Here is a 26,095-nt window from a genome sequence, read left to right on the forward strand (position 1 = left end):
GGAACTCAGTCTCGGGGACCCGCCACCATCCGGGCGACCCGCGTCATGTCCGCGCTCATGTCGCGGTCGTCGTCGAGCGGGCTGACGAGCGCACGCACGGCGGCATAGGTGCGCCGTGGTCCTTCGCCCATGCTGGCGACGACGCCGCGCAACTCCACGCCCGTCGCCGCGAAGATCAGCTCCATCGCCACGAGATAGCGCAGGCGTTCGACAATCTCGGCTGTCTTGGCCACCACCCGTGGTGCCATCGACGACTGATCCTCGATCCCATCCGATACGGCAAGCGGGCTGAGCGAAATCGGATTGGCCAGATGCCGGATCTCGGCTTCCAGCGCGGCAAGCGGTTTCTGTAATTCGGCGTAGCCCTGGCGGCTGCCGCCCCTGGCCGACAGGAAGCGCGGCAGTTCCGCCACGGTCGGCGACATCAGCTTCATGCAGCGATTGGCCGTGCCCACGGCGCAATGCGCAAGCGCCTGGCCGAGTTGCTCCCAGGCCAGCGTCATCGCGGTGAGGTCGAAATTGCCGTTCGAGACGACGCGTCCGTCCTCAGGTAGGATCACCGGGTTGTCGCCGGAATGGGTCAGTTCGATCTCCGTTGCCAGCTTTGCCTGTTCGAACGCATGCAACAGGCCGCCCCATACCTGCGGCACGCAGCGATAGCTGAGCGGATCCTGAAGCCGCCGCGCGGCGTTCTCCTTCCACAGCCCGCTTCCTGCGAGTTCCGCCCGCAGCCGTGCCCCGATCTCCCGCTGGCCGAACGCTGGTCGCGCCGACAGCGCAGCTTCATCGATGGCGGTGAGTGACGAGCGGAACGCTTCGTGGTTGAGCGCCACCGCGGCCAGCGACCAGTCGATGAGGTGGGCGACATCCTCCAGGCAGAGGCACGCCGTGCCGGTCGACAGGCTGTTGGCAACGATGATGGCATGGCCGTCCTTCTCGCGCAGGTCGAGCGGTTCGAGCCCGGCCAGCGCGAGCGCCTGGGCCGACGGCATGATCCTGCCCTGGAACTCCGTCTCGCCGTCGCCGCGCAGCGCTCGCGCCATGTGGCCGAGATGGGCGAGGTCCGCAGCTCCGATCGATCCCCAGGTCGGGATCACCGGATGAACGCCGGCGTTGAGTGCCGCCACAAGGCCTATCACCACGCGTTCGGAAGTGCCGGTGCCGCCGGCGGCCATGCCCGAAATGCGCGCGGCCATCAGCGCGCGGACCGCCTCGGTCGGAAGGGCCGGGCCGATGCCCATGCTGTGGCTGAGCGGCACGCTGTGCTGGAAGGCGATCAGATCGGCCTGCGCGAGCGGGGTGTCGACACAGGCGCCAAGGCCCGTGGTGACGCCGTACATCGGCTTGCCGAGTTGCGTCAGCTGCTCGATGAGCGCGCGGCTCGCCCGGATGCGGCGCATCGCCTGCTCGCCCAACATCAGCCGCGCATTGCGCCGCGCGATCTCGGCGACATCCTCGACGCCAAGCGGCTTGGCGTCGAGCAGTATCATTCGGGCTGTCATGTCTCGCCTGTATCCCGTGACCGTATGCCCGGGCCGACGGCGCGACGGGCGTCACCGTTTGTGGCGGCTTACCGGCTGGTCCGCAAGCCATTGCGGTTGTGACAGCAGCAGGCGAGGGGTGCTTCAGGCGAAATGCTGGTTTCGGCAGGTCACCTCGCGACGGCGTCGGGCACCACCACCAGCTTGCCGACGAAATCCTTGGCGATGAAATCGGCTTGCGCGCGGTGGAAATCGGAGAGTTTGTAGACGCCGCCGACAAGCGGCCGGATCTTGCCCTCTTCGATGTAGCGAACGATACGGCGGAAATCGGCGCGCGTGCCCTGGCTCGAGCCGTGCAGCTGCAACTGTTTCAGATACATGGTCCTGAGATCGAGCTGGACGACCGGACCTGCGATCGCGCCGGCCGTGGTGTAGCGGCCCTCGGGCCTCAGGATGCGCAGCAGATCGTTGAAGATGGTGCCGCCAACGAGGTCGGCGACCACATCGATCGGCTGGCCGCCGGTCGCCTCGGTCACGGCTTGCGGCAGGTCAGCGACACCACGGGTGATGACCGCCTCTGCGCCGATGTCGCGCACCGCCCTTTCCTTGCCTTTGCCCACGACAGCAAAAGGAATGGCTCCACGCGCCCGCGCCAGTTGCACGATGCCGGAGCCGACGCCGCCCGACGCGCCGGTGACCAGCACGCGCTCGCCCGCCTTGAGGTTGGCCCGCTCCAGCATCTGTTCGCCGGTGAGATAGGCGCAGCAGAAGGTGGCGAGTTCGACGTCGCTCAAAATGGTGTCGACAACATGGGCGTTGTCGGCCGGCACGGTCTGATACTCGGCATAACCACCGTCGCGGCCATGGCCCATATAGTCGATGTCGGCCAGTGAATCGTCGTCGCGGTTGTAGATGGAGAAATCGACCATCACCCGTTCCCCGATTCGATCGGGCGAAACGCCTTCGCCGACGGCAACGATGGTGCCGACAGTGTCGGTGCCCTGGATGCGCGGGAAGGTCAGCGTGTTGCCCTGGCGGCGCCATGTCGAAACGGCGGCCGCGTCCTCTTCCGTGCCATAGGCGCCCTGGCGCACCCAGACATCGGTATTATTCATGCCGCAAGCGGTGACTTTCACCAGCACTTCACCTGGCGCGGGCGCAGGCACTTTCACGTCGGTTCGGTAGACGAGCTTTTCCGGTCCGCCGTGCCCGGTGAGCAGCACGGCGGCCATGGTGGCGGGGAGGGTTTTGGTCATGGCATTCATGGGTCGGTCTCAGAGATTGGCAAATACGCTGTTCACGGCATCGGCGGTCTTGGCCACCACGATGTCGGCTTCGTCGCGGGTCAGGCACAGCGGCGGCGCAAAGCCGAGGATGTCGCCCTGCGGCATGGCGCGGCCGATGACGCCGCTCGCGGCAAGGGCCGTGGCAATTTGCGGTCCGATCTTCAGCGAAGCATCGAAGAAGACGCGGTCGTCGCGGTCTTTGACGAATTCCACCGCCGCCAGCATGCCGTCGCCACGCACCTCGCCGACATGTTTGTGACCTCCAACGGCCTTGGCCAGTTCGGCACGGAAATAAGCGCCGGTCTCGCCGGCATTCCGCACCAGGTCCATCTCATCGATCAGTTCAAGATTGGCGACGCCGGCGGCAACGCAGATCGGATGCGCCGAATAGGTCCAGCCATGGCCGAGCGAGCCGAGCTTGTCGGAGCCTTGCACCAGCACCTGCCACATCTTGTCGGCGACGATGACGCCCGACAGCGGCGCATAGGCCGAGGTCAGGCCCTTGGCGATGGTGATCAGGTCGGGCTTGATGCCATAATGGTCGGAGCCGAACATGGTGCCCAGTCGGCCGAAGCCGGTCACCACCTCGTCGGCGACCAGGAGCACGTCGTACTTCTTCAGCACCGCCTGGATCTTTTCCCAGTAGCCTGCGGGGGGCGGCACGATGCCGCCGGTGCCGAGGATCGGCTCGCCGATGAAGGCGGCCACGGTTTCAGCTCCTTCGGCGAGGATCATCTCCTCGAGCTTGTCGGCGCAATGCCGCGAGAACTGCTCCTCGCTCATCGAGCGGTCGGCGCGACGGAAATAGTAGGGCGCCTCGGTGTGCAGGATCGGCGCGCGCGGCAGGTCGAAGGCATTGTGAAACAGGTCCAGCCCGGTCAGCGAGCCCGTCATCACACCCGAGCCGTGATAGCCGCGCCAGCGTGAGATGATCTTCTTCTTCTCCGGCCGCCCCAGCACATTGTTATAGTACCAGATCAGCTTGATGTTGGTTTCGTTGGCATCCGAACCGGAGAGGCCGAAATAGACCCTCGACATGCCCTTCGGCGCGCGGTCGATGATCATCTTGGCGAGCGTGATCGAGGCCTCGGTGCCGTGCCCGACATAGGCGTGGTAATAGGCGAGGTTCTTCGCCTGGGTCGCGATGGCATCTGATATCTTCTGGCGGCCATAGCCAACATTGACGCAATAGAGGCCGGCGAACGCATCGATGCTCTTCCTGCCATTGTTGTCCCAGACGGTGACGCCTTCACCGCCGGCCATGATCCGCGTCGGCGATTCTCCGCGTGCGTGGGTGCCCATATGCGTTGAGGGATGAAAGAAATGGTCGCGATCCCATGCGGCGAGTTCGTTGGATTGGTCGAGCATTTTTTAACTCCTTGAAAGAGATCCGGGTGCGAGCCTACGCCACATCGAGGCAGAGGTATTTGAGGTCGGTGAAAGCTTCCAGCCCGTGGCGCGAACCTTCGCGGCCGATGCCGGACTGCTTGACGCCACCGAATGGGATCGGCGCGCCGGTGATCTTCACACGGTTGATGGCGACCATGCCGTAGTCGAGCGCGCGGCCCATGCGCTGCTGGCGCGCGCCGTTCTCGGTCACCAGATAGGCGACCAGGCCATATTCGGTCGCATTGGCGCGTGCGATCACTTCGTCCTCGCTGTCGAAAGGCGTGACGGCGGCGACCGGACCAAAGGTCTCTTCGCGCATGATCAGCGCGTCCTCGGCGACATCGGCCAGCAGCGTCGGCTGGTAGAAGAGCGGTCCGGCCTGATGGCGCTTGCCGCCGGCGAGGCAACGCGCGCCGAGGGCCACGGCGTCGGCGACCTGTTCCTCGACCTTCTTGACGGCGCGCTCATGCATCAGCGGCCCGATGTCGACGTCATCGAGGCCATTGCCGGCCCGCAGCGCCTCGATGCGCTTGGCGAAAGCGGCGCAGAAGCGGTCATAGAGCGGACGCTGGACATAAATGCGGTTGGCCGCAAGGCAGTCCTGGCCTGATGTGGCGAATTTGGCGTCGATGGCGATGGTCACCGCTTTGTCGAGATCTGCATCGGCAAAGACGATCAGCGGCGCGTGACCACCAAGCTCCATCACCAGCCGCTTCATCGTCGGCGCACTTTGGGCGGCGATCAGCCGGCCGATCTCGGTGGAGCCGGTAAAACTCAGGGCGCGCACGCGCGCATCTTCGCAAATGCGTCCAACGATCGTCGCGGCCTTGCCGGTGACGATGTTGAAAACGCCTGCCGGCAGTCCGGCGCGTTCGCCGAGTTCGGCCAGCGCCAGCGCCGAAAGTGGCGTCTCAGAAGACGGATGCGCAACGATGGTGCAGCCGGCGGCAAGCGCGGCGGCTGCCTTGCGGGTCAGCATCGCCGAAGGAAAATTCCACGGCGTGACCACGCCGAGGACGCCGATTGGTTCGCGCCGCACCATCATTTCCGCGTTCGGCAGATGGCTGGTGACGTTCTCAGCGTTCAGGCGTTTTGCTTCCTCGGCATACCACTCCACGAAAGAGGCGGCATAGTCGATTTCGCCGAGCGACTCCTTGAGCGGCTTGCCCTGCTCGAGCGTCATCAGCAGAGCGAGGTCGTTTTTCGCTGCGATGATCAGCTCGAACCATTTTCGCAGGATTTTCGAGCGCTCCTGCGGCAGCAGCGCCCGCCAGCCCGGAAAGGCGCGCGTCGCGGCGTCGATGGCTTTTGCCGTCTGGCCGGCATCGAGCGCTGCGACGAAGGCCACCGTGGTGCCGGTCGCCGGATCGGTGACCTCGAAACTCTCGGCTGCCTCGCTTGCCGTCCAATGGCCGTCGACATAGGCAAGCTCGCGCAGCAGCCGGCGGTCGGCCAGCCGGTCGAGCGCTTCGTGGCGATGCGAGCGGGCGAAATGCGCGGACATGGTCGAAGCCTCCCGGTTCGGTTTGATGCGGGGAGACTACCTATTACCGGCAGACAGAGAGGCTGTTTGGACGCTTGGCCGTAGAGAGAGTCTCTCTATTGCGACGAGGGGGCAGTCGATCTCTCCGGCCTACGTCGACGCCGGCAGCAGGTCCGCTATCGGCAGCGCGATATCATCCTTCACCGTCTTGATGACGATGTAGGTGAAGTAGCGGTCGATGCCGATCTCGCGATCGAGCAAGCCGTCGACCAGCCGCTGATAGGCGTCGATGTCGCGCGCCATCACCTTCAGCACATAGTCGACGCCGCCGCCCACCGACCAGCACGCGACGATTTCGGGAACATCGCGGACGACGCGCTCGAAGCGGTCGAAATCGGCCTGGCGGTGACTGGCCAGCGTCACCTCCATCAGCACGGTGGCGACTGGCGCCACAACGCGCATGGCGATCCGGGCATGATAGCCCGAGACAATGCCGGCCTTTTCCAGCTTGCGCAGCCGCATCCAGCACGGCGTTGGCGACAGCCCGACCTGCTCGGCCAACGCCAACTTGGTGATGCGTCCATCACGCTGAATCGCGTCGAGGATTTTGAGGTCGATCGTGTCGAGTTTCGCGGCAGTCATCGGTATCCACTTTTTCGTACAGACTACCATGATTACCCATTATTTCGATTGTCAATTGCACTGATTTCGATCTCTAATAAGTCATGACATTGTGGCAACCCGATCCCGCGCTCATCCGGCGGCCGGCCTATCAATCGTTGGCCGACCAGTTCGCGCGCGCTATCCACGACGGCCGCCTCGCCAACGGCGCGCGGCTGCCAACCCATCGCCGCTTGGCCGACGACCTCAAGCTTTCAGTGCAGACGGTAAGCCGTGCCTATGAGGAACTGATCCGGCGCGGCTTGATTTCGGGCGAGATCGGCCGCGGCAGCTTTGTGCAGACGCAGCGCCGCGAACCGGAGCCGCCTTATCTGCCGGAGCGCCTGGGCGAAGTCATCGACCTGTCGATCCTGAAGCCGGTCTGCGAGCCGATGCACCTGGAACGGATGAAGCAGGCGCTGGGCTGGCTCGCCGAAAACCTGCCGTCGAGTTCGGCACTGTCGTTCCGGCCAAACATGGTGTTCCCGCGCCACCGTGCCGTGGCTGTCGAATGGCTGAAGCTGTGCGGGCTGGACGCCTCCGCGCAGAACATCAGCCTCACCAATGGCGCCACCGCCGGCATGACGGTGGCGCTGATGAGCGTGGCGCCGCCCGGCTCCACCGTTGCCACCGAGGCGATCGGCCATCACACGCTGGTGCCGCTGGCGCGCTATCTCGGTTTCAACCTTCAAGGCCTGCCGATCGACGGCAATGGCCTGATCCCGGAGGCTCTGGACGAAGCCTGCCGGCTGTCCGACATCCGCGCCGTCTTCGTGCAGCCTTCGGTAATCAATCCCACGGCAACGCTCATGGATGCGGCGCGCCGCGAGCAGATCGCGGCGGTGGCGCGCAAGCACGACATCGCCATCATCGAGAACGACGTGCTGGGTCCGTTGGTCGAGGATCGGCCGCCGCCGGTCGCCGCTTTCGCGCCGGAACGGACGCTTTACGTCACCTCCTTCACCAAGATCACCGTGCCCGGCCTGCGCATCGGCTATCTCGCCGCGCCCGATCGCTACGTTGCCGCCGTCGCCAACCGGCATCTCGTCTCGAACTGGATGGCGACACCGCTGGTGGCCGAGATCGCCACCAAATGGGTGACCGACGGCACCGCGATGGAGCTGGTGCGCTGGCAGCGCGCGGCGTTGCGGCGGCGGCAGGACATCGCTGGCGAGGTGCTGGCCGGCGTCGACTACCGTGCCCGTCGCGACGGGTTGCATATCTGGCTGCAACTGCCGGCCGACCGTTCCGAGGAAAGCTTTGTCGCCCAGGCCCGGCTGCAGGGCGTGGCCATTGCACCGGGCACCTCCTTCCGTATTTCGGACACGCCCTGGCATCCGGCGGTGCGCATCTCGCTGGGTTCGACCACCGAGGGGGAACTGCGCGCAGGTCTCGGCGTTGTCACCAAGCTCTTGCTTGGCGATCCGGAGCATCTGCTGCTTGCAATCTGAGCATGCCGCTCAACTACACCAAGGCATCCTAAGACAAAGGCATGTCTAATAAGCGGGCTGTGATTGACCGGAAATGTGCGCAATCAGAATAATTGTCATGATATTATTTTCTCAATTGACATGATTTGACGCGTTCCGCATCGTTAGGGGCACCAGGCTTCTCCAGCACGGGGAAATTCATTTGTCCGCAACCGCGCCCATCATCAAAGTCGACAGCATCTCGAAGAGCTTTGGCAGCTTCAAGGTTTTGGACGGCCTGTCGATGCAGGTCATGCCGCGTGAGAAGCTGGCGCTGATCGGCCCCTCCGGCTCGGGCAAGACGACGATCCTGCGCATCCTGATGACGCTGGAGCGCATCGACGGCGGTCACATCCAGATCGACGGCGAGCAACTCTACCACATGGAGCGCAACGGTCAGCTGCTGCCGGCCGACGAGCGCCATCTGGCGCGGATGCGCCAGAAGACCGGCATGGTCTTCCAGCTGTTCAACCTGTTTCCGCACAAGAGCGTCATCGACAATGTGACCCTGGCGCCGATGCTGACCAAGGGCACCCCGCGCGCCGCCGCGCAGAAGCGGGCGATGGAACTGCTCGAGATGGTCGGCATGGCCGACAAGGCGAAGGCGATGCCGGCGCAACTGTCAGGCGGTCAGAAGCAGCGCGTGGCGATCGCCCGTGCGCTCGCTTTGCAGCCGAAGATCATGCTGTTCGACGAGGTGACGTCCGCGCTCGACCCGGAACTGGTCGAGGAGGTGCTCAACGTTTTGTGGCGGCTCTGCGCCGAGACCGACATGACCATGCTGCTCGTCACCCATGAGATGGGTTTCGCCCACGACTTCGCCGACCGGGTGCTGTTCTTCGATCGCGGCAGAATAGTCGAGGAAGGCAAACCCGACGAGATTTTCCGCAATCCCAAGCAGGAGCGCACGCAAGGGTTCCTGAAGAAGATCATCGCGGCCGGACACCGTGTCTGACCGCATGCTAAAGGCCGCAATGCCGTCCCCATGGGCGGTTGAGCCGTCCTAAGATCACGCAAACCAAGACAAGAACAAGGAGTTGGGAACAATGAAGAAACTTGGCACTCTGGCGGGCGTTGCCGGTCTCGCGCTTTCGGCGGTTCTGGCCGCCTCGATCCCGGGTTCGGCCGACGACAGCAAGCTCGAACAGCTGAAGTCGCAAGGCTTCGCACGCTTGGCGATCGCCAATGAGCCGCCCTATACGGCTGTCGCCGCCGACGGCAAGGTTTCGGGTGCCGCGCCCGACGTCGCGCGCGAGATATTCAAGCGGCTGGGCGTTGCCGATGTCGCTGCCTCGATCTCGGAATATGGCGCCATGATTCCCGGCCTGCAGGCCGGCCGCTTCGACGTCGTCACCGCGGGCCTGTTCATGAAGCCGGAGCGTTGCGCTGCGGTTGCCTATTCCGAGCCGGTTCTGTGCGACGCCGAGGCGATGCTGGTGAAGAAGGGCAATCCGAAAGGCTTCAAGAGCTACGAGGATGTCGCCAAGGACACGTCCGCCACCATCGGCGCGCCGGGCGGCGGCACCGAGGAGAAGCTTGCGCTCAATGCCGGCGTGCCACGCGAACGCGTCATCGTCGTGCCGGACGGCCAGAGCGGCCTGAAGATGGTGCAGGACGGCCGCATCGACGCCTATTCGCTGCCTGTGCTTTCGATCAACGACCTGATGAAGAAGGCCGCCGATCCAAACCTCGAAGTCATCGCCCCGGTGCAGGGCGCGCCGGTCTATTGTGACGGCGCCGCCTTCAAGAAGGGCGACGAGGCGCTGCGTGACGCCTTCGACGTCGAACTCGCCAAGATGAAGAAGTCGGGTGAGTTCGCAAAGATCATCGAGCCCTACGGCTTCTCGGCGGCGGCGGCTATGTCGACCACGCGCGACAAGCTCTGCGCTGCGAAATAGGGGCTCTCTTTTCCTCCTCCCCGTTCACGAGGGTGAGGCGTGGTCCGCTCAGCGGACGAAAAGCCAATTGCTTGGCTTTTTCGAATAACGAACGCCCGAAGCGACAGCGAAGGGCTGTCGTCATGGCACTAGGAGGGGCTGCGCCGAGAATTGGCTCCGCCCCTCGTCCGCCTGGCGATCAATGCAGGGAAACTTCTAATCCATGACCCAGTGGTCCGGCTATTTCGGCCTGATATTGCAGGGAGCGCTTGTCACCATCGAGCTGACGCTGATGGGGTCGGTGCTCGCCCTGATCATGGCCTTTCTCGCCGGCATGGGGCGCCTGTCGCGCTTCTTCGTGCTACGGGCCCTGGCCACGGCCTATATCGAGTTTTTCCGCGGCACCTCGATCTTCGTGCAGCTGTTCTTCGCCTATTTCGTGTTGCCGCTGGTGGGCTTCGAACTGACCCCACTGCAGGCCGGCGTGTTGGCGCTGGGCTTGAATGTGGGCGCCTATGCAGCCGAGGTGGTGCGCGGCGCCGTGCAGTCGATCGGCCGCGAACAGCATGAGGCCTGCATCGCGCTCAATCTCGGCCGTTGGCAAGGCATGCGCCACGTCATCCTGCCGCAGGCGTTTCTGGTGATGCTGCCGACCTTCGGCAACAATGCCATCGAGCTGCTCAAGGCGACATCGGTGGTCTCGCTGATCTCGCTCGCCGACCTGACGTTCCAGGCGCAGGTGGTGCGTGCCCAGACCGGCAACACCATGGTGCCGTTCACCACGATTCTCATCCTCTATTTCATCCTGGCGCTGCTCATCTCATGGGGTGTCCGCTCGCTGGAACGCCGCATGGCCCGCGGCCTCGACGGAGTGCGCGTCTGATGGCCAGAGCATTCCTGATGAATTGGGTCCGCTGATGGATTGGGACTGGGACTTTGTCCGGCAGATCCTGCCGACGCTGATCCAGGGGGTGAAGATCACCATCCTGGCGACGCTGCTCGGCTCGGTGCTGGCCGCGATCGTCGGTCTGGGCATCGCGCTGGCGCGCCGCTCGCCCAACAAGGCGCTGTCCCGCACCGTCGGTTGGGTGGCCGAATTCATCCGCGGCACACCGCTCCTGGTGCAGCTCTATTTCATCTTCTACGTCTTGCCCGACATCGGCATTCTATTGCCGCCCCTGGTCGCTGGCGTCATCGGACTTGGCCTGCACTACGGCACCTACACCGCGGAGGTCTACCGCGCCGGCATCGACAATGTGCCGCGTGGTCAGTGGGAGGCCGCCAAGGCGTGCAACCTCAGCGCGCGGCAGACCTGGTCCCACATCATCATCCCGCAGGCTATTCCGCCGATGATCCCGGCGCTGGCCAACTACTTCATCGCCATGTTCAAGGAGACGCCGCTGCTCTCGGCGATCACAGTGCTGGAACTGATGAACCAGGCGAAAAGCGTCGCCAACACCTACTATCGCTACCTTGAGCCGATCACGCTGGTCGGCGCCTTCTTCCTCGCCATCAGCCTGATTTCGGTCGTGCTGCTGCGCTGGCTGGAACGCCGCTACGGCAAGATCGAAAGATAAAAGATGAAGCCCTTGTCCGAGATCAAGCTTGTGCCCGGCCGGCCAGCGCTCGATGAGCGTCCGCTGGAGCGGCGTGTCGGGCTGATCATCCTGGCCACCGACCACACGACCGAGCCGGATTTTCGCCGCATGGTGGCGAGCGAACGCATCGGCGTCTATGTCGCGCGCATTCCCTACGCCAACCCGACGACGCCTGAGAACCTGCGCAAGATGCAGCCGGCGCTGACGGCGGGCGCTGCCTTGATCCTGCCAGACGAGCCGCTCGACGCCATCTGCTACTCCTGCACGTCGGCCTCGGTGGTGATTGGCGATGCCGAGATCGAGACGGCGATCCAGGCCGCCAAACCCGGTATACCCGTTGTCACTCCTCCGATGGCTGGCATGCGCGGGCTGAACGCCTTCGGCGTGCGCCGGATCAGCATCCTCACGCCCTATACCGTCGAAACCTCCAGGCCGATGGCGACCTATTTCGCCGAACGTGGCTTCGAAGTCCTAAGCTTCACCTGTCTCGGCTTCGAGGACGACCGCGAAATGGCGCGCATTTCCCCGGCAGCCCTCGTCGATCTCGCGCGTCAGGCGACGCATCCGCAAGCCGACGCGCTGTTCGTGTCGTGCACGGCGCTGCGCGGCGCGCTCGCGGTCACCGGCATGGAACAGGCGATCGGCCGCCCGGTGGTAACTAGCAACCAGGCGACCGCCTGGAACTGTCTGCGCCTTTCCGGTGATGAGACAGCCCATCCCGAATTCGGCCGTCTGATGACGCTGCCCTTGCCGCGCGGTTGACGACCATGGCGACCGTGACCCTTGGCGATATCCGTGCCGCGCGCGAGCGAATTGCCGGCAAGATCGAGCGCACCTCGATCGTGCTTTCTGCAAGTCTCTCCGAAGGGCTGGGCGTTCCGGTTCAGCTCAAGCTCGAGCACCGCCAGACCACCGGCAGCTTCAAGCTGCGCGGCGCTTCCAACGCCGTCGCTTCGCTTGATGCCGAGGAGAAGGCGCGCGGCGTCGTCGCGGCATCGACCGGCAATCATGGCCGTGCGCTTGCGCATGCGGCAAAGCTCGAGGGCATGCGTGCTGTGATCTGCATGTCTCGACTGGTACCCAAGAATAAGCTGGACGAAATCCGTCGCCTCGGCGCGGAAATCCGTATCGTCGGCAACAGCCAGGACGATGCCCAGCAGGAGGTCGAGCGGCTGGTGACGGAGGAGGGGCTTGTCATGCTGCCACCCTTCGATCATCCGGCCATCATTGCCGGTCAAGGCACGCTCGGGCTGGAGGTGATGGAGCAGGTCCTGGATGCCGCTCTGGTGCTGGTGCAACTGTCCGGAGGTGGGTTGGCCTCGGGTGTGGCGGCCGCCGTCAAGGGCATCCGTCCCGGAACAAGAGTCGTCGGCGTGTCGATGGCGCGCGGGGCGGCAATGAAGGCCAGCCTCGATGCGGGCCGCCCCGTGCTGGTCGAGGAACTGCCGACGCTGGCGGATTCGCTCGGCGGCGGCATCGGCCTCGACAACCGGCTGACTTTCGCCATGTGCCGTAACCTGCTCGACGATGTCGTCCTGCTCAGCGAGGACGAAATCGCTGCCGGCATTCGCCACGCCTATGAACAGGAACGCGAGATCGTCGAGGGGGCCGGTGCGGTAGGCATCGCGGCGCTGCTCGCCGGCAAGGTCAAGGCGGAGGGGCCGGTAGTGGTTGTGCTTTCCGGCCGCAACATCGACATGCAACTGCACAGGAAAATCGTCTGCGGGGAAATGCCAGCGATTTCGGAGCGCGCCGCATGAGCAGGATGACCATCCTCACCGAAGCTCAACTGCGCACAATCGTGACGCTCGATCTCGACGCCGTCGCCTGCATCGAGAACGCTTTTCGCGCGCTCGCCACGCTGCCGGTGGCGATGCCGCCGATCCTGCGGCTCGATATCCCGCAGCATCGCGGCGAGGTTGATGTCAAGACCGCCTATGTGCCTGGTATCGATGGCTTCGCCATCAAGATCAGCCCCGGCTTCTTCGACAATCCCAAACTTGGCCTGCCCAGCGTCAACGGGATGATGGTGCTGCTGTCGTCGAAGACAGGGTTGGTCGAGGCCTTGCTGCTCGACAACGGCTATCTCACCGATGTTCGCACCGCTGCTGCGGGAGCCGTCGCGGCCAAGCATCTGTCGCGGCCGGACTCGTCGGTCGCCTCGATCTTCGGCGCCGGCGTCCAGGCCGGGCTGCAACTGCAAGCGCTGATGCTGGTGCGGCCGATCACGCAGGCCCGCATCTGGGCGCGCGATGGCGCCAAGGCCGAAGTGACCGCGGTCGCCTTACGCGAAAGGCTTGGCATCGACGTACGCGCCGAGACTGACGCAGCCGACGCTGTTGCCGGTGCCGACATCATCGTCACGACCACCCCGTCGACCGAACCGCTGATCAAGGCAGGGTTTGTCTCGGCCGGCCAGCACATCACCGCCATGGGTTCGGACGCCGAGCACAAGAACGAGATAGCGCCGGCGATACTACGCATGGCCGATCTCTATGTCGCCGATAGCGCGAGACAGACGCGGCGCCTGGGCGAATTGCACCATGCCATCGCGGCGGGCGTGATGGCTGGAGACGTGGAGGTGACCGAGCTCGGCCAGATCATCGCCGGCGCGAGGCACGGCCGGCGCTCGGCCGGCGACATTACCATTGCCGATCTGACCGGCACGGGCGTGCAGGATACAGCGATCGCCACGCTCGCCCGCGACCGTGCACTGGCCGCGAAAGCCGGAACGATCTTCGAAAGCTGACGCCGGCCGCAGGAGCATGATCCGGAAAATGGCAACCGGTTTTCCCCCGCAGATCATGCTCAATCAACAAAATTCCTTGGAGCCAGATTCAACGGAGTTGAAACGGGCTCCAGCCCCAACAAACGAGGACCAACAAAATGCAGCCGAACCTGAAATTCTCGCGAAGCGAATATGCGGAACGCCTCGCCAAGACGCGGAAAGCCATGGAGGCAAAAGGCGTCGATCTTTTGATCGTCAGCGATCCCTCCAACATGGCCTGGCTGACCGGCTATGACGGCTGGTCCTTCTACGTCCACCAGGCGGTCATCGTGCCGCCATCGGGCGAGCCGGTCTGGTATGGCCGTGGACAGGACGCCAACGGCGCCAAGCGCACCGCCTACCTCGCCGATGGCAACATCGTCGGCTATGCCGACCACTATGTGCAGTCGACCGAGCGCCACCCGATGGATTTCCTGTCGAGTGTGCTGACCGATCGCGGCTGGGGCAAGCTCACCGTCGGCGTCGAGATGGACAATTACTGGTTCTCCGCCGCCGCCTTCGCCTCGCTGCAGAAGCATCTGCCCAACGCCCGCTTTGTCGATGCCACCGCGCTGGTCAACTGGCAGCGCGCGGTGAAGAGCCCAACCGAGATCGACTACATGCGCAAGGCCGCTCGCATCGTCGAGGCGATGCACCAGCGCATCGTCGACAAGATCGAAGTTGGCATGCGCAAGAACGATCTCGTCGCCGAGATCTACGATGCCGGTACGCGCGGCGTCGACGGCATTGGCGGTGACTACCCCGCGATCGTGCCCCTGCTGCCCTCGGGCGCCGACGCCTCCGCGCCGCACCTGACCTGGGACGATAAACCGATGAAGTCGGGCGAGGGCACTTTCTTCGAGATCGCCGGCTGCTACAACAGGTACCATTGCCCATTGTCGCGCACCGTCTTCCTCGGCAAGCCGACGCAGGAATTCCTCGATGCCGAGAACGCAACGCTGGAAGGCATGGAAGCCGGCCTTGCCGCCGCAAAGCCGGGTAACGCCTGCGAGGACATCGCCAATGCCTTCTTCGCCGTGTTGAAGAAATACGGGATCGTCAAGGACAACCGCACCGGCTATTCGATCGGGCTTTCCTATCCGCCGGACTGGGGCGAGCGCACGATGAGCCTGCGCCCCGGCGATCGCACCGAACTCAAGCCCGGCATGACCTTCCATTTCATGACCGGCCTTTGGCTGGAGACGATGGGGCTGGAGATCACCGAATCCATCCTGATCACCGAAACCGGTGTGGAGTGCCTGGCCAATGTGCCGCGCAAGCTGGTGGTGAAGGATTGAGCCCGATGTCAAGTCTTCGCCCGTCGCCGGTCGCGCCGACCGTCGATTTCGATCGTGACGGCGTCCAGCATGGTTTCCTGCGCTTGCCCTACAGCCGCGACGATTCGGCCTGGGGCTCGGTGATGATCCCAATCTGTGTCATCCGCAACGGCACAGGGCCGGCGGCGCTGCTGACCGGCGGCAATCATGGCGACGAGTATGAAGGGCCGCTGGCGCTCTACGAACTCGCCCGCACGCTCGATCCCAGCCAGGTCAGCGGCACCGTGATCATCGTGCCGGCGATGAACTATCCCGCTTTTCGAGCCGGCACGCGCACCTCGCCGATCGACAAGGGCAACATGAACCGCAGCTTTCCTGGCTTGCCCGACGGCACGGTGACGCAGAAGATCGCCGATTATTTCCAGCGCGAACTGCTCCCCCGCGCCGACATCGTCTTCGACTTCCATTCCGGTGGCAGGACGCTCGACTTCGTGCCGTTCTGCGCCGCACACACCTTGCTCGACAAGGCGCTGGAACAGAAAGCCTTCGATGCGGTGGCGGCATTCTCGGCACCATTCTCGATGCGCATGATCGAGATCGACTCGGTCGGCATGTACGACACGGCGGCCGAGGAAATGGGCAAGGTCTTCGTCAGCACGGAACTGGGCGGCGGCGGCACCTCGCGGGCGCAAACCGTGCGGATCGCACGGCGCGGCATCCTCAATGTCCTGCGTCATGCCGGCATTGTCGATGGTGCGGTCGAGACGGGCAGAACACAGTGGCTCGACATGCCGTCGGGCGATTGCTTCTCCTTCGCCGAGGACGACGGCATGATCGAAACCATGGTCGATCTCGGCGAACCTGTCGAAGAAGGCGCGGTGCTGGCCCGCATCCATTCCACCGGCCGCACCGGCGTTGCGCCGCGGGAAATCCGGGCCAAAATGTCGGGGATGCTGGCGGCGCGGCATTTTCCAGGCTTGGTCAAGGCTGGCGACTGCGCCGCTGTGGTCGCCGTGAAGGTCGATTGACTAATATGATTTCCTGCCCGGGACCATGCCGGGCGGGGCCCACTCTTCTGCTCGAGATCAAACCGTTCTCGCACACGGGATACTTATATCCTCGATGGTTTTCCATTAGGCCGAGGCTCACCGATACAGGAGCTTCGATTGCGCGGATTCACGGAAGGCCTGATCGAGAAACCGCATGCTGTGGCGGACAGGTCGCCAATGTCCTGCGAGAGCCCATTGCCAGCGGATCGCTGAGGGCGGCCGGCACCACATTGCGCCAGGATGACCCGGCCGGGCAGTTTGGTTTCAGCCGCATGCCCATCCGGGACGCGCTTCGCCAATTGTAGGTGGAAGGCATTGTTTCCATTTATCCCACGAAGGTCGCGCATGTTGCTGGGATGGACGGCGCCGAAATCGCCGAAATCTACGCGGTCCGCGAACTGCTTGAATGCGAGGCCCTCCGGCGGTCTGTTCCCGCACTGTCCAGTGGCAAGCTTAAAGAGGCCGAGCAGGCGCTGCCGGTGTCGATTTTCTCGCTGACCGATCGCGGCGACATCTTTGCCGGGGCGGCACTCACCATGATCCTGGTGGCGGCAATGCTGGTCCTGCTGCTCGGTCTGGAGCGCATCACCAAGCGCGCTACCGGCGCATGGCGGACATTGCGTCAGGCCGGCTGGCGTTCGACGATGTAGATGTGGTCGGCCGCCAGCACCACCTCGCCGCGCTGGTTGATCACTTCGCAGCGCTCGATCACGCGTCCGGAACCCGGTCGCTTGGGGTCGTCCTCCTTGGCCGCGATGGTTGTGCGTGTGCGGATCGTGTCGCCGATGAACACGGGCTTGATAAACCGCAGCCGGTCGTAGCCATAGGAAAAAGCGACGGGATTGATGACCGTTGCCGTCAGCCCGATGCCGACCGAGAACACCAGCGTGCCATGCGCGATGCGCTGGCCGAACGGTGTTGTCTTCATGAACTCGGCGTCCATGTGGTGCGGGAAGAAATCGCCGGTGTGACCGGCATGGACGATGAAGTCGGTCTCGGTAATCGTGCGGCCGCTGGTCAGCCGCGTCGAGCCGATCTCGTAGTCCTCGAAATACTTGATCTGTTCCATCAGGGCCTTTCCGCGATCGGCGTCGCCGGCGCCGCACTCGAACGATAGGCGGCTTCCACCAGCGCCATTGTGTTCCATGCGTCCTCGACCGAACTGATCAGTTCGGCGTCTTCGCCGGATGCAAAGCGCTGGACATTTGCCATGCGCCCGACAAAGGCGTCGGGAAACCACTCGCCGGTCAAGGGCACCGCGATCCAGTCCGACCCGCCTTTCGGATAGATTTCCAGAATGTCCGCCTCGCCCCGGGGATAATCGAGATTGAGACCGAGCTTGAGATAGGCGGCGCCCTCGGTGCCGCAGATGCGGAACTCGCAGGCCTGATGCCGGCGCCCGAACTTGTGGTCGTGGTTGATCGACAGGGCGCACCGCACCGTGTCGCCATAGTCGAGAATGGCGCTGGTGCGCGTCTGCGCCACGGAATGACTGGGATGGCCGAGCGTCTTGGCATGCACGCCCTTGGGGTCGCCGAGCAACTGCCGGATCAGGTCGAGATAGTGGATCGAGTGCATGGCGATCTCGACACGCGGCGCCTTGAGCAGGAATTCCCACAACTGCCAAGGCGTCGCCAGCGCCAGCCAGGCATCGAAGTCGACGACCTCGCCGAGCCAGCCCTTGGCGATGGCGTCCTTCAGCGCCAGCATCATCGGCGCGAAACGGAGCTGGAAATTCACCGCCGCCTTGAGCTTCTTGGCGCGGCAGATTCCGAGGATTTCGCTTGCCTCGCCGAGATAGTTGCCCATTGGCTTCTGGATCAGGGCGACCGCATCGTCGGGCAGAGCCTTCAGGATATCGGCGTGCCGCCCCGGTGGCGTTGCCAGATCGAAGATCGCGTCCTTAATTCCAGCGGCTTCTTCCATCGAGCGGAACGCCGTCACGTCCCATTTATCGGCCAGGGCCTGCGCCTTGGCCTGGTGCGGATCGTAAAGACCGGCGATCGGAAACCCCGCTTTTCGGTAGGCGGGGAAATGCGCGTCGCCGACAATCGACCCTGCACCGAAAGTGACGATCGGTCGGGGTTGTGAGGGTTTGGCCCAGGCCTGGACGAGTGAGGCAGGGTCGAAACCGGCATCAGTCATGGTGGAAGACCTCGTCCATCGAAGCCCACCATTCACCCTCTTTGCGGGTCGCCAGCGGCTCCTGGCAAGGTATGCAGACGGCCCACCATTCCTGCGTCCTCGGATCGGCCGCCATCTTGGCCATGTCAGCCTCGTAGTCGGCGCCGTGGTATTCGAAGGTGCTGAACAGCAGGTTTTCCGGCCGCTTCAGGTAAATGGAATAGTTCTTGATGTTGCATGCCGAAATCATGGTCAGCACGTCAGGCCAGACGGCGGCATGGAGACGAACATAGTCCTCGACCTTCTCCGGCTTCAGCCCGAGTACAAATCCCATCCGCTGCATATCAGCTCCTTATGTCGTGATCGCCGTGGTGAATTCGGCGATGCTCATGGCCTTGACCGCGTCCCAGTCCCAATCGATGCCGATACCGGGCTCGTCGGGCGCCAGCGCATGCCCATCCTCGATGCGCATGCGCTTGCCGGTCAATTGGTCGAGTTGCGGAATGTACTCGACATACCTGCCGTTCTGAACAGCGCAGGTCAGGCTGACATGCAATTCCATCAGGAAATGCGGGCAGACCGGAATGTCGAAGGCCTCCGCCGCATGGGCGATCTTGAGCCAGGGCGTGATGCCGCCGATGCGGCCGACATCGACCTGCACGATCGAGCAGCCCCCTTTCTGCATGTATTCGCGAAAGTGCCTGACGGAATAGAGCGACTCGCCGATGGCGATCGGCGTCGGCGTCGAATTCGACAGCCTGACATGCCCGTCCATGTCGTCGGCCGGCAGCGGCTCCTCGATCCAGGCGAGATCGAGTTCTCGAAGCCTCGCCGCACGCCGGATCGCCTCGTCGACGGAGAAACCCTGATTGGCGTCAGTCATGATCTCGTAGCCGTCGCCCACTGCCTTGCGCACCGCCGAGAGCCGCGCGAGGTCCTCAGAGCCATGCGGCCTGCCGATCTTCACCTTCGAGCCGCGAAACCCCTTGGCCTTGGCGGCCACCGCATCGTCGACCAGCGCCTGCGTCTCGATGTGCAGCCAGCCGCCTTCGGTCGTGTAGAGCGGGCAGCGGTCCTTGGCGCCGCCGGCGAGCTTCCATAGCGGCAGGTTCTGTTTCTTCGCCCTGAGGTCCCAGAGCGCAGTGTCGATCGCCGCGATGGCGATTGCCGTGATGGCGCCGATAGTGGTGGCGTGGGAGGCGAATTCGAGATCGTGCCAGATCGCCTCGATCATATCAGGATCCCGGCTGATCAGGCGCGGTGCCAGATGGTCGGACAGGAGCCGCATCACCGACGAGCCGCCGGTGCCGATCGTGTAGCTGTAACCGGTTCCGACCGCGCCGTCGGAATCGGTGATGGTGACGATTGGCGTCTCTTGGCTGACGAAGCTCTGGATCGCGTCGGTGCGCTTGACCTTGGGCACAAGGTCGACCATGCGCAATTCTATCTTTTCGATCTTGGCCATGTCGGTCAGCTCCGCAATGTCTTTCCGGTCTCAGCGGCAAACAAATGTGCCTGCGACAGGTCGAGGCTCATGGCGACGCGCTCGCCTGGCTTCAGCGACCTGGGGTTCAGCATGCGAGACACCCAGTCACTACCGTTGAACTCGACGAACACCAACGTCTCGTTGCCGAGCGGTTCGGTGACGGTGATCGGCAGTTCGATCTGATGCACGTCGGCCGCGCCGCCGGAACTGATACCATGGCCGGTCGGATAGATGTCGTCTGGCCGCAGCCCGAACGCGACCTTGTCGCCGACAGCGACATTGGCCTTGAACTGACCGGGCAGGGGCAGCTTGGCGCCGCTGGCGAAAACCAGCTGGCCGTCGTCGACCGTCGCCTCGTGCAAATTCATCGGCGGTGAGCCGATGAAGCCGGCAACGAAGCGCGTCGCCGGCCGGCGGAACACTTCATCTGGGGTGCCAACCTGTTCGATATGGCCGTCGCGCATGATGACGATACGGTCGGCAAGCGTCATCGCCTCGACCTGATCGTGGGTGACGTAGATCACCGTCGATTGCACCTTGGCATGCAGCTTCTTGATCTCGGTGCGCATCTGCGTGCGCAACTTGGCATCGAGGTTGGAGAGCGGCTCGTCGAACAGGAAGACATCGGGGTCGCGCACGATGGCACGACCCATGGCGACGCGTTGGCGCTGGCCGCCGGACAGTTGCGATGGCCGACGGTCGAGCAAAGCATCCAGCCCGAGGATGGCCGAGGCCTCGGCGACGCGGCGATCCATGTCGTCCTTGGCGGCGCCGGCGATCTTCAAGGAGAAGCCAAGATTTTCGCGCACGGTCATATGCGGGTAGAGCGCGTAGGACTGGAACACCATCGAGATGTTGCGCGAACGCGGCGGCAAATCGTTGACGACGCGCCCGCCAATCTCGATCGAACCGGCGCTGATCTCTTCCAGCCCGGCGATCATGCGCAGGGTTGTCGACTTGCCGCAGCCGGAAGGGCCGACCAGCGCGATGAATTCGCGGTCGGTGATATCGAGGTCGATGCCATGCACGATCTCCATATTGCCGTAGCGCTTGGTCAGCTCTTTGAGGGAAACCGTTGCCATGAGATCAGCCTTTCACCGCGCCGGAGGTCAGGCCGCCGACAAGGTGCTTCTGGACGATGAAAGTGAGGGTGAGCGCCGGAATGATCATCACCACGGCGAGCGCGCACATGCCGCGCCAGTCGATGGTGAACTCGGCCGTGTAGTCGAGCAGGCCGACCGGCAGCGTCTTGGCGCTGACCGAGCGGGTCAGTTGGGAGGCCAGCGCGAACTCGTTCCAGCAAGTCAGGAAGGCGAAGATCGCGGCCGATGCGATACCTGGTCCGGCGAGCGGGAACTCGACCTGCCAAAAGGCCTGCCAGCGCGTGCAGCCGTCGATTTGTGCCGCCTCCGCGAGATCCTTCGGCACCTGGCGGAAGAAGCCGTCGATCAGCCAGATGGTGAACGGCACGTTGAGCGCGACATAGGCGAGGATGAGCCCGAAATGCGTGTCGATTATGCCGAGCCGCACATAGAGGAAGAACAGTGGCAGCGACAGCGCGATGCCAGGCACCGTGCGCGTCAGCATCAGGCCGAGGAAGACGCTCGACTTGCCGCGAAAACGGTAGCGCGCGAAGGCATAGCCGCCCGCCATGCCGATGGCGACCGCGATAACCGTCGAAGTCACAGAGATGATCAGCGAGTTGCGGAAATATTCGATGACAGGGATGCCGCCCTTGCCGATGCCTGAGAACATCGCGACATAGGCGTCGAACGAAATGTCCTGCGGGATCCACACCGGCGGCTTGGCCATGATCTCGACCGTCGGCCGCAGCGACGATAGCACGATCCACAGGCCCGGCAGGCAGATGGTCAGCATCGCCAGGAGCAGGCCGATGCGATAGACGATATCAAGCAGCCTGCGCTTTAGGCGGGCGGAAGAATTCTCGTCCATCTTCACCACTCCGCGCCGATTTGCGTGCGCGCCGCCGCGAGCTTGTTAAAGAAATAGACGGTGAAGGCGATCGACAGCAGGATCGAGAAGTAGGCCATGGCGTTGGCCATGCCCATGCGCCCGTCGCTGTAGGCGGTGCGGGCCACCAGAGTCCACAAAAGCTCGGTGCGGCCGGCCGGCCCGCCATCGGTCATGATCTTGACGATGTCATAGGCACGCGCCACGTCGAGCGAGCGGATGGTCATGGCGATGTAGGCGAAGGGCATGACGAACGGCCAGGTCACATAGCGGAATGTCTGCCACGGCGTGCAGCCATCGACGCGCGCCGCCTCGATCGGCTCCTTGGGCATGGCGAGCAGCCCGGCGAGGATCAGGATGGCGAAGATCGCCGTCGACGACCAGATCTCGGCAATCGAGATGGCGATGAAGGCGAGGTGGCCCTCGATCAGCCACGGGATGGCGTCGCTGGTGATGCCAAGCGACTGCAGCGCATTGTTCACCAGGCCGATATTGTCGTTGAACATGAACTTGAACTGGAAGCCGACGAGGATCGGCGAGAACATCATCGGAAACATCATCAGCGTGCGCAGGATGCGCTGGCCGCGCGTCGCCTTCTCAACCAGCATGGCGAGACCAAGGCCAAGCAGCATTTCAAGATTGAGCGCGATCGTCAGCAACAGAACGGTACGGCCGAATGCCCACCAGAAATCGGTGTTGGCCAGGATCGACAGGTAATTCCTGAGGCCGATGAAGACGAAGAACGTCTCGGGCTTGGTCAGGCGGAACGGGGTGAAGCTTGAATAGAGCGACAGAAGCAGTGGCACCACGACGACCGCCGCCAGAACGACGATGGCCGGAAGCAGCAGCAGTAACGGCGCGGATGGCTTGCGGCCCTTCATCGGGCTCCTCTGGTATCTGGCATTCAGATTTTGGGCCGAGGCCCGACATGATGAAACGGGCAACGCCGGCAAAAGGCGATCGCCTCCCTCATTTCACGATGGGGGAGGCAATCTTGTGAGCAATGCTTACAGTTTGCCGGCGTCCTGCAGGATCTGCTTCGCCTTGGCGGCGGCTTCGTCCAGTGCCTGCTTGGAGGTCTTGTCGCCGAGGATCGCGGCCTGCAACTCGGGATAGACGGCGTTCGAGATCTCGATCCACTCAGGCGTCTGCGGCACGGCAAAGGCGTGCTTGGCTTCTTCCTGGAAAGCCGACAGAACCTCCTTCTTGTAAGGGTCGTTGGCGGCTTGCTGCAGGTCCCAATCCCAGACCGCGGTGCGCGTTGGCAGCGGCCCGGCGGTGGCCTCGAGCTTCTGGCTGTCCTCGTTGGTCAGCCACCATACGAGCGATGCCGCTGCCTCCTTGTTCGGGCAGTTCTCGGTCACCGAGAAGCCATGGAATCCCGACCAGCCGGTGCGCACTCCGGCGGAGCCTTTCGGCGCGACCTTGACGCCGACATTGCCCGCGACCTTGGACGATTTCGGATCGTTGAAGAAGCCGGCCCAGCCCGGCCAGTCCAGATTGATGGCGACGGTGCCCGAGGCAAAGCCTTGGCCGAGATCGTCCCAGAGGTAGTTGGTGGTTCCGGCCGGCACGGCCTTGGCCTTGTAGAGGTTGACGAACCAGTCGAGCGCCCGGATGCCGGCTTCGGAATTGAAGACCGGCTTGCCGTCCTTGTCGAGATATTCGCCGCCCTCGGCGACGACCATTTCGTAGAAGCGGCCGTTGATCGCCTCTTCCTTGCCGGCAAACTGCGTGCCGTAGAAATTCGGCGGGTTGGCGAAGAACTCAGCCTGGTCGGTGACTTCCTTCCAGGTGTCCGGCGGCACCAGATCATAGCCGTATTTGGCCTTGAACTTGGTCTTGTTGTCGGCGTTCTCGTACAGGCTCTTCTGGTAGTAAAGCGCCGAGACGTCGAACTGCGCACGCGGCAGCATTTCCAGCTTGCCGTCGATGGTTGCCGCCTTGATCGTCGACGGCACGAAGGCGTCGATCTCCGACTTCGGCAGGAGCTTGCTGAGGTCGGTGTAGAGGCCGGTGTATTGCGGCGCGAAGGAGGAATGATTCCAGCCGACGCACCAGTTGGTGCTGCCCGAGGCGATGTCGGACTTCAATTCCTTGTCGATGTCGAAGCCGTTCTTCTTGGTCAGGATGTTGACCTTGGCGCCTGTCGCCTTCTCCCATTCGGGAATGCGCTCGTAGAGCTTTTCATATTGCTGGCCGCCGATCAGCTTCACGTCGACGGTCACGCCGTCGAACTTGCCGGGCAGGTCGCCGGCAAGGGCGGTGCCTGCGCCTGACGCAAGCATCAATGCGCCGGCGCATACGCCGGAAAGCAGTCTGTTCATTGGTATCCTCCCTTGGGTGCGCCCGCAACTCGTCACGTGACAAGAAGTGCTACATTCATATACAAACAAAACATTCACCCGTACGTCAAGGCGAAATTTATTTCCATAAGCTGTGTTCCTGCGTATATGAAGAGACGAATTCACTGGAGGGACGAGCCATGGACGACAGTGAAGATGAGCGTTATCGAGCGCCGGCGCTCGACAAGGGGCTCGACATCCTTGAGCTTCTAGCGGGCGTGGACGGTGGCCTGACCCAGGCGGAAATCGCCAAGAAGCTCGACCGCAGCCCCAATGAATTCTACCGCATGCTCGACCGGCTGGTGCGGCGTGGCTACGTCACGCGGCTCGATGGCGACCGCTATTCGCTGACGCTCAAGTTGTTTGGCCTGGCACAATTGCACGCGCCTGTGCGGCGGCTGGTTTCCTATGCGACGCCGCTGATGCGGGAGCTGGCCGAGACCTCGCAGCAGGCCAACCAACTGGTTGTTTTTGATCGTGGTTCCGCCGTGGTGATAGGCCAGCAGGAGGCGCCGAACTACTGGGGGATTTCGATCCGGGTCGGCTCCCACATCAGCCTGTTCGACACCGGTTCAGGCCATGTCCTGCTCGCCTTCCGTTCACCGGAAGAGCGGCAGATGATGATCTCGGAGCACGTCCGCAGCACCGACAAGACCGCGCAGCCGGCCGAGTTCTTCGCCCGTCTCGACCAGATCCGCGACCGCGGCTACGAGATGATGGCTTCCATGCAGACCGCGGGTGTCTTCAACCTTTCCGCTCCGGTGCGCGGGTCCGACGGCAAGGCCATAGCGGCGCTGTCGATCCCCTACATAACCGTCGTCAACGCGCCCTCGGCACCCGACATCACACGGACCATTGAGTTGCTGCTGGCAACCTGCGAGAAGCTGTCTCACCTGGCTGGGTCGGCCGTCGGATCATCGGCATAAATTCTTATTTGAATGAAGAATTCCTCCGTGAGAGGATCGAAAAAAGCTGGAGGAGGAGCCCGCCATGATCATCGACACCCATTTGCATCTCATCGATCGCTCGGCGCTTCGCTACCCCTGGCTTGCCGGCGTACCGGCACTGAACCGCGATTTCTCCTATGAGGAATACGCCACGGAGGCAAAGCGCGCCGGTATCGAACGCGTGCTGCACATGGAGGTCGATGTCGACCCGGCCGACATCGAGGCGGAAACCGCCCGTATCGAGGGCCTGTCGCGGCAAGCGGGCAGCATGCTCTCTGGGGCGATAGCATCCTGCCGTCCCGAAGGCGCTGACTTTGCCGCTTATCTCGCACGCCAGCGGACAAACCCCTTCGTCAAAGGGTTCCGCCGCGTCCTTCACGTCGTCCCGGACGAGCTATCCGAAGGCGCACTGTTCCGTGACAACATCAAGCGGCTTGGTGGCACCGGCCTGACCTTCGATCTCGTGGTGCTGCCGCACCAGATTCCGAAAGCGATCGCGCTCGCCGACCTTGCGCCCGACGTCCAGTTCGTCCTCGACCACTGCGGCGTTCCCGACATCAAGGGCGGAGCCGAGCATCCCTGGCGCGAACACATGAGCGAGATCGCACGGCGCCCGAACGTGATGGCCAAGATTTCCGGCGTGGTCGCCTATGCCGACCCCGCCAATTGGACGGTCGATACGCTGCGGCCTTACGTCGAACACACCATCAATTCATTCGGCTGGGACCGTGTCGTCTGGGGCAGCGACTGGCCGGTCTGCACACTTGGTGGCGGTCTCTCGACCTGGGTGGCGGCGACCCATGCGCTGCTTTCGGGTTGCAGCGTTTCGGAGCGTGACGGGCTGTTGTCGGATAATGCCCGCAGGCTATGGCGGTTGAAATAGCAC

26 protein-coding genes are annotated in these 26,095 nt (G+C 63.5%); 13 read left to right on the top strand and 13 right to left on the bottom strand.

Translation table 11 applies throughout. From position 1 onward, the window contains the following. Positions 1–5: 5 nt before the first annotated feature. The 5 genes from ACVWWD_RS14545 to ACVWWD_RS14565 all read right to left on the bottom strand — a co-directional run bounded on the left by ACVWWD_RS14545 (position 6) and on the right by ACVWWD_RS14565 (position 6,281). On the bottom strand, positions 6–1,502 hold the full coding sequence (locus ACVWWD_RS14545) for an HAL/PAL/TAL family ammonia-lyase (RefSeq protein WP_352550281.1): 1,497 nt from the start codon (positions 1,500–1,502) through the stop codon (positions 6–8). A gap of 149 nt (positions 1,503–1,651) precedes the next feature. Beyond that, on the bottom strand, positions 1,652–2,746 hold the full coding sequence (locus ACVWWD_RS14550) for an alcohol dehydrogenase family protein (protein ID WP_352550280.1): 1,095 nt from the start codon (positions 2,744–2,746) through the stop codon (positions 1,652–1,654). A 9-nt stretch (positions 2,747–2,755) separates the two neighbouring features. Beyond that, positions 2,756–4,135: an aspartate aminotransferase family protein gene (locus ACVWWD_RS14555; RefSeq protein WP_352550279.1), complete on the bottom strand. Its 1,380-nt coding sequence runs from the start codon at positions 4,133–4,135 to the stop codon at positions 2,756–2,758. A gap of 34 nt (positions 4,136–4,169) precedes the next feature. Beyond that, on the bottom strand, positions 4,170–5,660 hold the full coding sequence (locus ACVWWD_RS14560) for an NAD-dependent succinate-semialdehyde dehydrogenase (protein WP_352550278.1): 1,491 nt from the start codon (positions 5,658–5,660) through the stop codon (positions 4,170–4,172). Positions 5,661–5,789: 129 nt separating this feature from the next. Further along, positions 5,790–6,281, bottom strand: a complete 492-nt coding sequence (locus ACVWWD_RS14565) for an Lrp/AsnC family transcriptional regulator (RefSeq protein ID WP_352550277.1) — start codon at positions 6,279–6,281, stop codon at positions 5,790–5,792. A gap of 83 nt (positions 6,282–6,364) precedes the next feature. Here ACVWWD_RS14565 and ehuR point away from each other — a divergent pair, with 83 nt between their 5' ends. The 11 genes from ehuR to ACVWWD_RS14620 all read left to right on the top strand — a co-directional run bounded on the left by ehuR (position 6,365) and on the right by ACVWWD_RS14620 (position 16,986). Then, entirely contained in the window at positions 6,365–7,750 is a 1,386-nt protein-coding gene (gene ehuR, locus ACVWWD_RS14570; protein ID WP_352550276.1) for a MocR-like ectoine utilization transcription factor EhuR, read from the top strand. A 181-nt stretch (positions 7,751–7,931) separates the two neighbouring features. Then, complete coding sequence (gene ehuA / locus ACVWWD_RS14575; protein WP_023782341.1) at positions 7,932–8,723, top strand: ectoine/hydroxyectoine ABC transporter ATP-binding protein EhuA; 792 nt, start codon at positions 7,932–7,934, stop codon at positions 8,721–8,723. A gap of 91 nt (positions 8,724–8,814) precedes the next feature. Then, positions 8,815–9,666, top strand: coding sequence for an ectoine/hydroxyectoine ABC transporter substrate-binding protein EhuB (ehuB, locus tag ACVWWD_RS14580; protein WP_023782340.1), 852 nt, complete (start codon positions 8,815–8,817; stop codon positions 9,664–9,666). Positions 9,667–9,868: 202 nt separating this feature from the next. Further along, complete coding sequence (ehuC, locus tag ACVWWD_RS14585) at positions 9,869–10,528, top strand: ectoine/hydroxyectoine ABC transporter permease subunit EhuC (RefSeq protein ID WP_352550275.1); 660 nt, start codon at positions 9,869–9,871, stop codon at positions 10,526–10,528. 34 nt (positions 10,529–10,562) lie between these two features. Next, entirely contained in the window at positions 10,563–11,222 is a 660-nt protein-coding gene (gene ehuD / locus ACVWWD_RS14590; RefSeq protein ID WP_015319077.1) for an ectoine/hydroxyectoine ABC transporter permease subunit EhuD, read from the top strand. 3 nt (positions 11,223–11,225) lie between these two features. Then, entirely contained in the window at positions 11,226–12,005 is a 780-nt protein-coding gene (gene eutA, locus ACVWWD_RS14595; protein ID WP_023771206.1) for an ectoine utilization protein EutA, read from the top strand. Positions 12,006–12,010: 5 nt separating this feature from the next. Continuing rightward, positions 12,011–13,003: a hydroxyectoine utilization dehydratase EutB gene (gene eutB / locus ACVWWD_RS14600; RefSeq protein WP_352550274.1), complete on the top strand. Its 993-nt coding sequence runs from the start codon at positions 12,011–12,013 to the stop codon at positions 13,001–13,003. Further along, positions 13,000–13,992, top strand: a complete 993-nt coding sequence (gene eutC, locus ACVWWD_RS14605; RefSeq protein WP_352550273.1) for an ectoine utilization protein EutC — start codon at positions 13,000–13,002, stop codon at positions 13,990–13,992. The genes eutB and eutC overlap by 4 nt, the downstream gene beginning before the upstream one ends. A 137-nt stretch (positions 13,993–14,129) precedes the next feature. Continuing rightward, a complete protein-coding gene (doeA, locus tag ACVWWD_RS14610; protein ID WP_352550272.1) occupies positions 14,130–15,308 on the top strand; it encodes an ectoine hydrolase DoeA in 1,179 nt (392 codons plus the stop codon). A gap of 5 nt (positions 15,309–15,313) precedes the next feature. Further along, complete coding sequence (gene doeB / locus ACVWWD_RS14615; protein WP_352572510.1) at positions 15,314–16,315, top strand: N(2)-acetyl-L-2,4-diaminobutanoate deacetylase DoeB; 1,002 nt, start codon at positions 15,314–15,316, stop codon at positions 16,313–16,315. 377 nt (positions 16,316–16,692) lie between these two features. Continuing rightward, complete coding sequence (locus ACVWWD_RS14620) at positions 16,693–16,986, top strand: hypothetical protein (RefSeq protein WP_352660267.1); 294 nt, start codon at positions 16,693–16,695, stop codon at positions 16,984–16,986. Here the strand turns inward: ACVWWD_RS14620 and ACVWWD_RS14625 are convergent. The 8 genes from ACVWWD_RS14625 to ACVWWD_RS14660 form a co-directional block, all read right to left on the bottom strand. Next, positions 16,959–17,408 carry a MaoC/PaaZ C-terminal domain-containing protein gene (locus tag ACVWWD_RS14625; protein ID WP_031240523.1) on the bottom strand — a complete coding sequence of 150 codons (450 nt, stop codon included), beginning with the start codon at positions 17,406–17,408 and terminating at the stop codon, positions 16,959–16,961. The genes ACVWWD_RS14620 and ACVWWD_RS14625 overlap by 28 nt on opposite strands. After that, on the bottom strand, positions 17,405–18,481 hold the full coding sequence (locus ACVWWD_RS14630) for a Gfo/Idh/MocA family protein (RefSeq protein WP_023794673.1): 1,077 nt from the start codon (positions 18,479–18,481) through the stop codon (positions 17,405–17,407). The genes ACVWWD_RS14625 and ACVWWD_RS14630 overlap by 4 nt, the downstream gene beginning before the upstream one ends. After that, entirely contained in the window at positions 18,474–18,803 is a 330-nt protein-coding gene (locus ACVWWD_RS14635) for an L-rhamnose mutarotase (RefSeq protein ID WP_023782331.1), read from the bottom strand. Before ACVWWD_RS14635 ends, ACVWWD_RS14630 begins: the two co-directional genes overlap by 8 nt. A 9-nt stretch (positions 18,804–18,812) precedes the next feature. After that, on the bottom strand, positions 18,813–19,925 hold the full coding sequence (locus ACVWWD_RS14640) for a mandelate racemase/muconate lactonizing enzyme family protein (protein ID WP_352660263.1): 1,113 nt from the start codon (positions 19,923–19,925) through the stop codon (positions 18,813–18,815). Between the two features lie 5 nt (positions 19,926–19,930). After that, entirely contained in the window at positions 19,931–21,028 is a 1,098-nt protein-coding gene (locus tag ACVWWD_RS14645) for an ABC transporter ATP-binding protein (RefSeq protein WP_023771197.1), read from the bottom strand. A gap of 4 nt (positions 21,029–21,032) precedes the next feature. After that, on the bottom strand, positions 21,033–21,899 hold the full coding sequence (locus tag ACVWWD_RS14650; protein ID WP_023782328.1) for a carbohydrate ABC transporter permease: 867 nt from the start codon (positions 21,897–21,899) through the stop codon (positions 21,033–21,035). A gap of 2 nt (positions 21,900–21,901) precedes the next feature. Then, positions 21,902–22,798 (bottom strand): carbohydrate ABC transporter permease, encoded by an 897-nt coding sequence (locus ACVWWD_RS14655; protein ID WP_023771195.1) that lies wholly within the window; start codon positions 22,796–22,798, stop codon positions 21,902–21,904. 126 nt (positions 22,799–22,924) lie between these two features. Then, positions 22,925–24,244 (bottom strand): ABC transporter substrate-binding protein, encoded by a 1,320-nt coding sequence (locus ACVWWD_RS14660; RefSeq protein ID WP_023794671.1) that lies wholly within the window; start codon positions 24,242–24,244, stop codon positions 22,925–22,927. 158 nt (positions 24,245–24,402) lie between these two features. Here ACVWWD_RS14660 and ACVWWD_RS14665 point away from each other — a divergent pair, with 158 nt between their 5' ends. Together ACVWWD_RS14665 and ACVWWD_RS14670 are read left to right on the top strand one after the other, a co-directional pair. Beyond that, positions 24,403–25,188 carry an IclR family transcriptional regulator gene (locus tag ACVWWD_RS14665; RefSeq protein WP_023771193.1) on the top strand — a complete coding sequence of 262 codons (786 nt, stop codon included), beginning with the start codon at positions 24,403–24,405 and terminating at the stop codon, positions 25,186–25,188. A 64-nt stretch (positions 25,189–25,252) separates the two neighbouring features. Beyond that, entirely contained in the window at positions 25,253–26,092 is an 840-nt protein-coding gene (locus tag ACVWWD_RS14670) for an amidohydrolase family protein (RefSeq protein WP_023794670.1), read from the top strand. Positions 26,093–26,095 lie beyond the last annotated feature (3 nt).

This window comes from Mesorhizobium sp. URHB0026 (assembly GCF_054059755.1).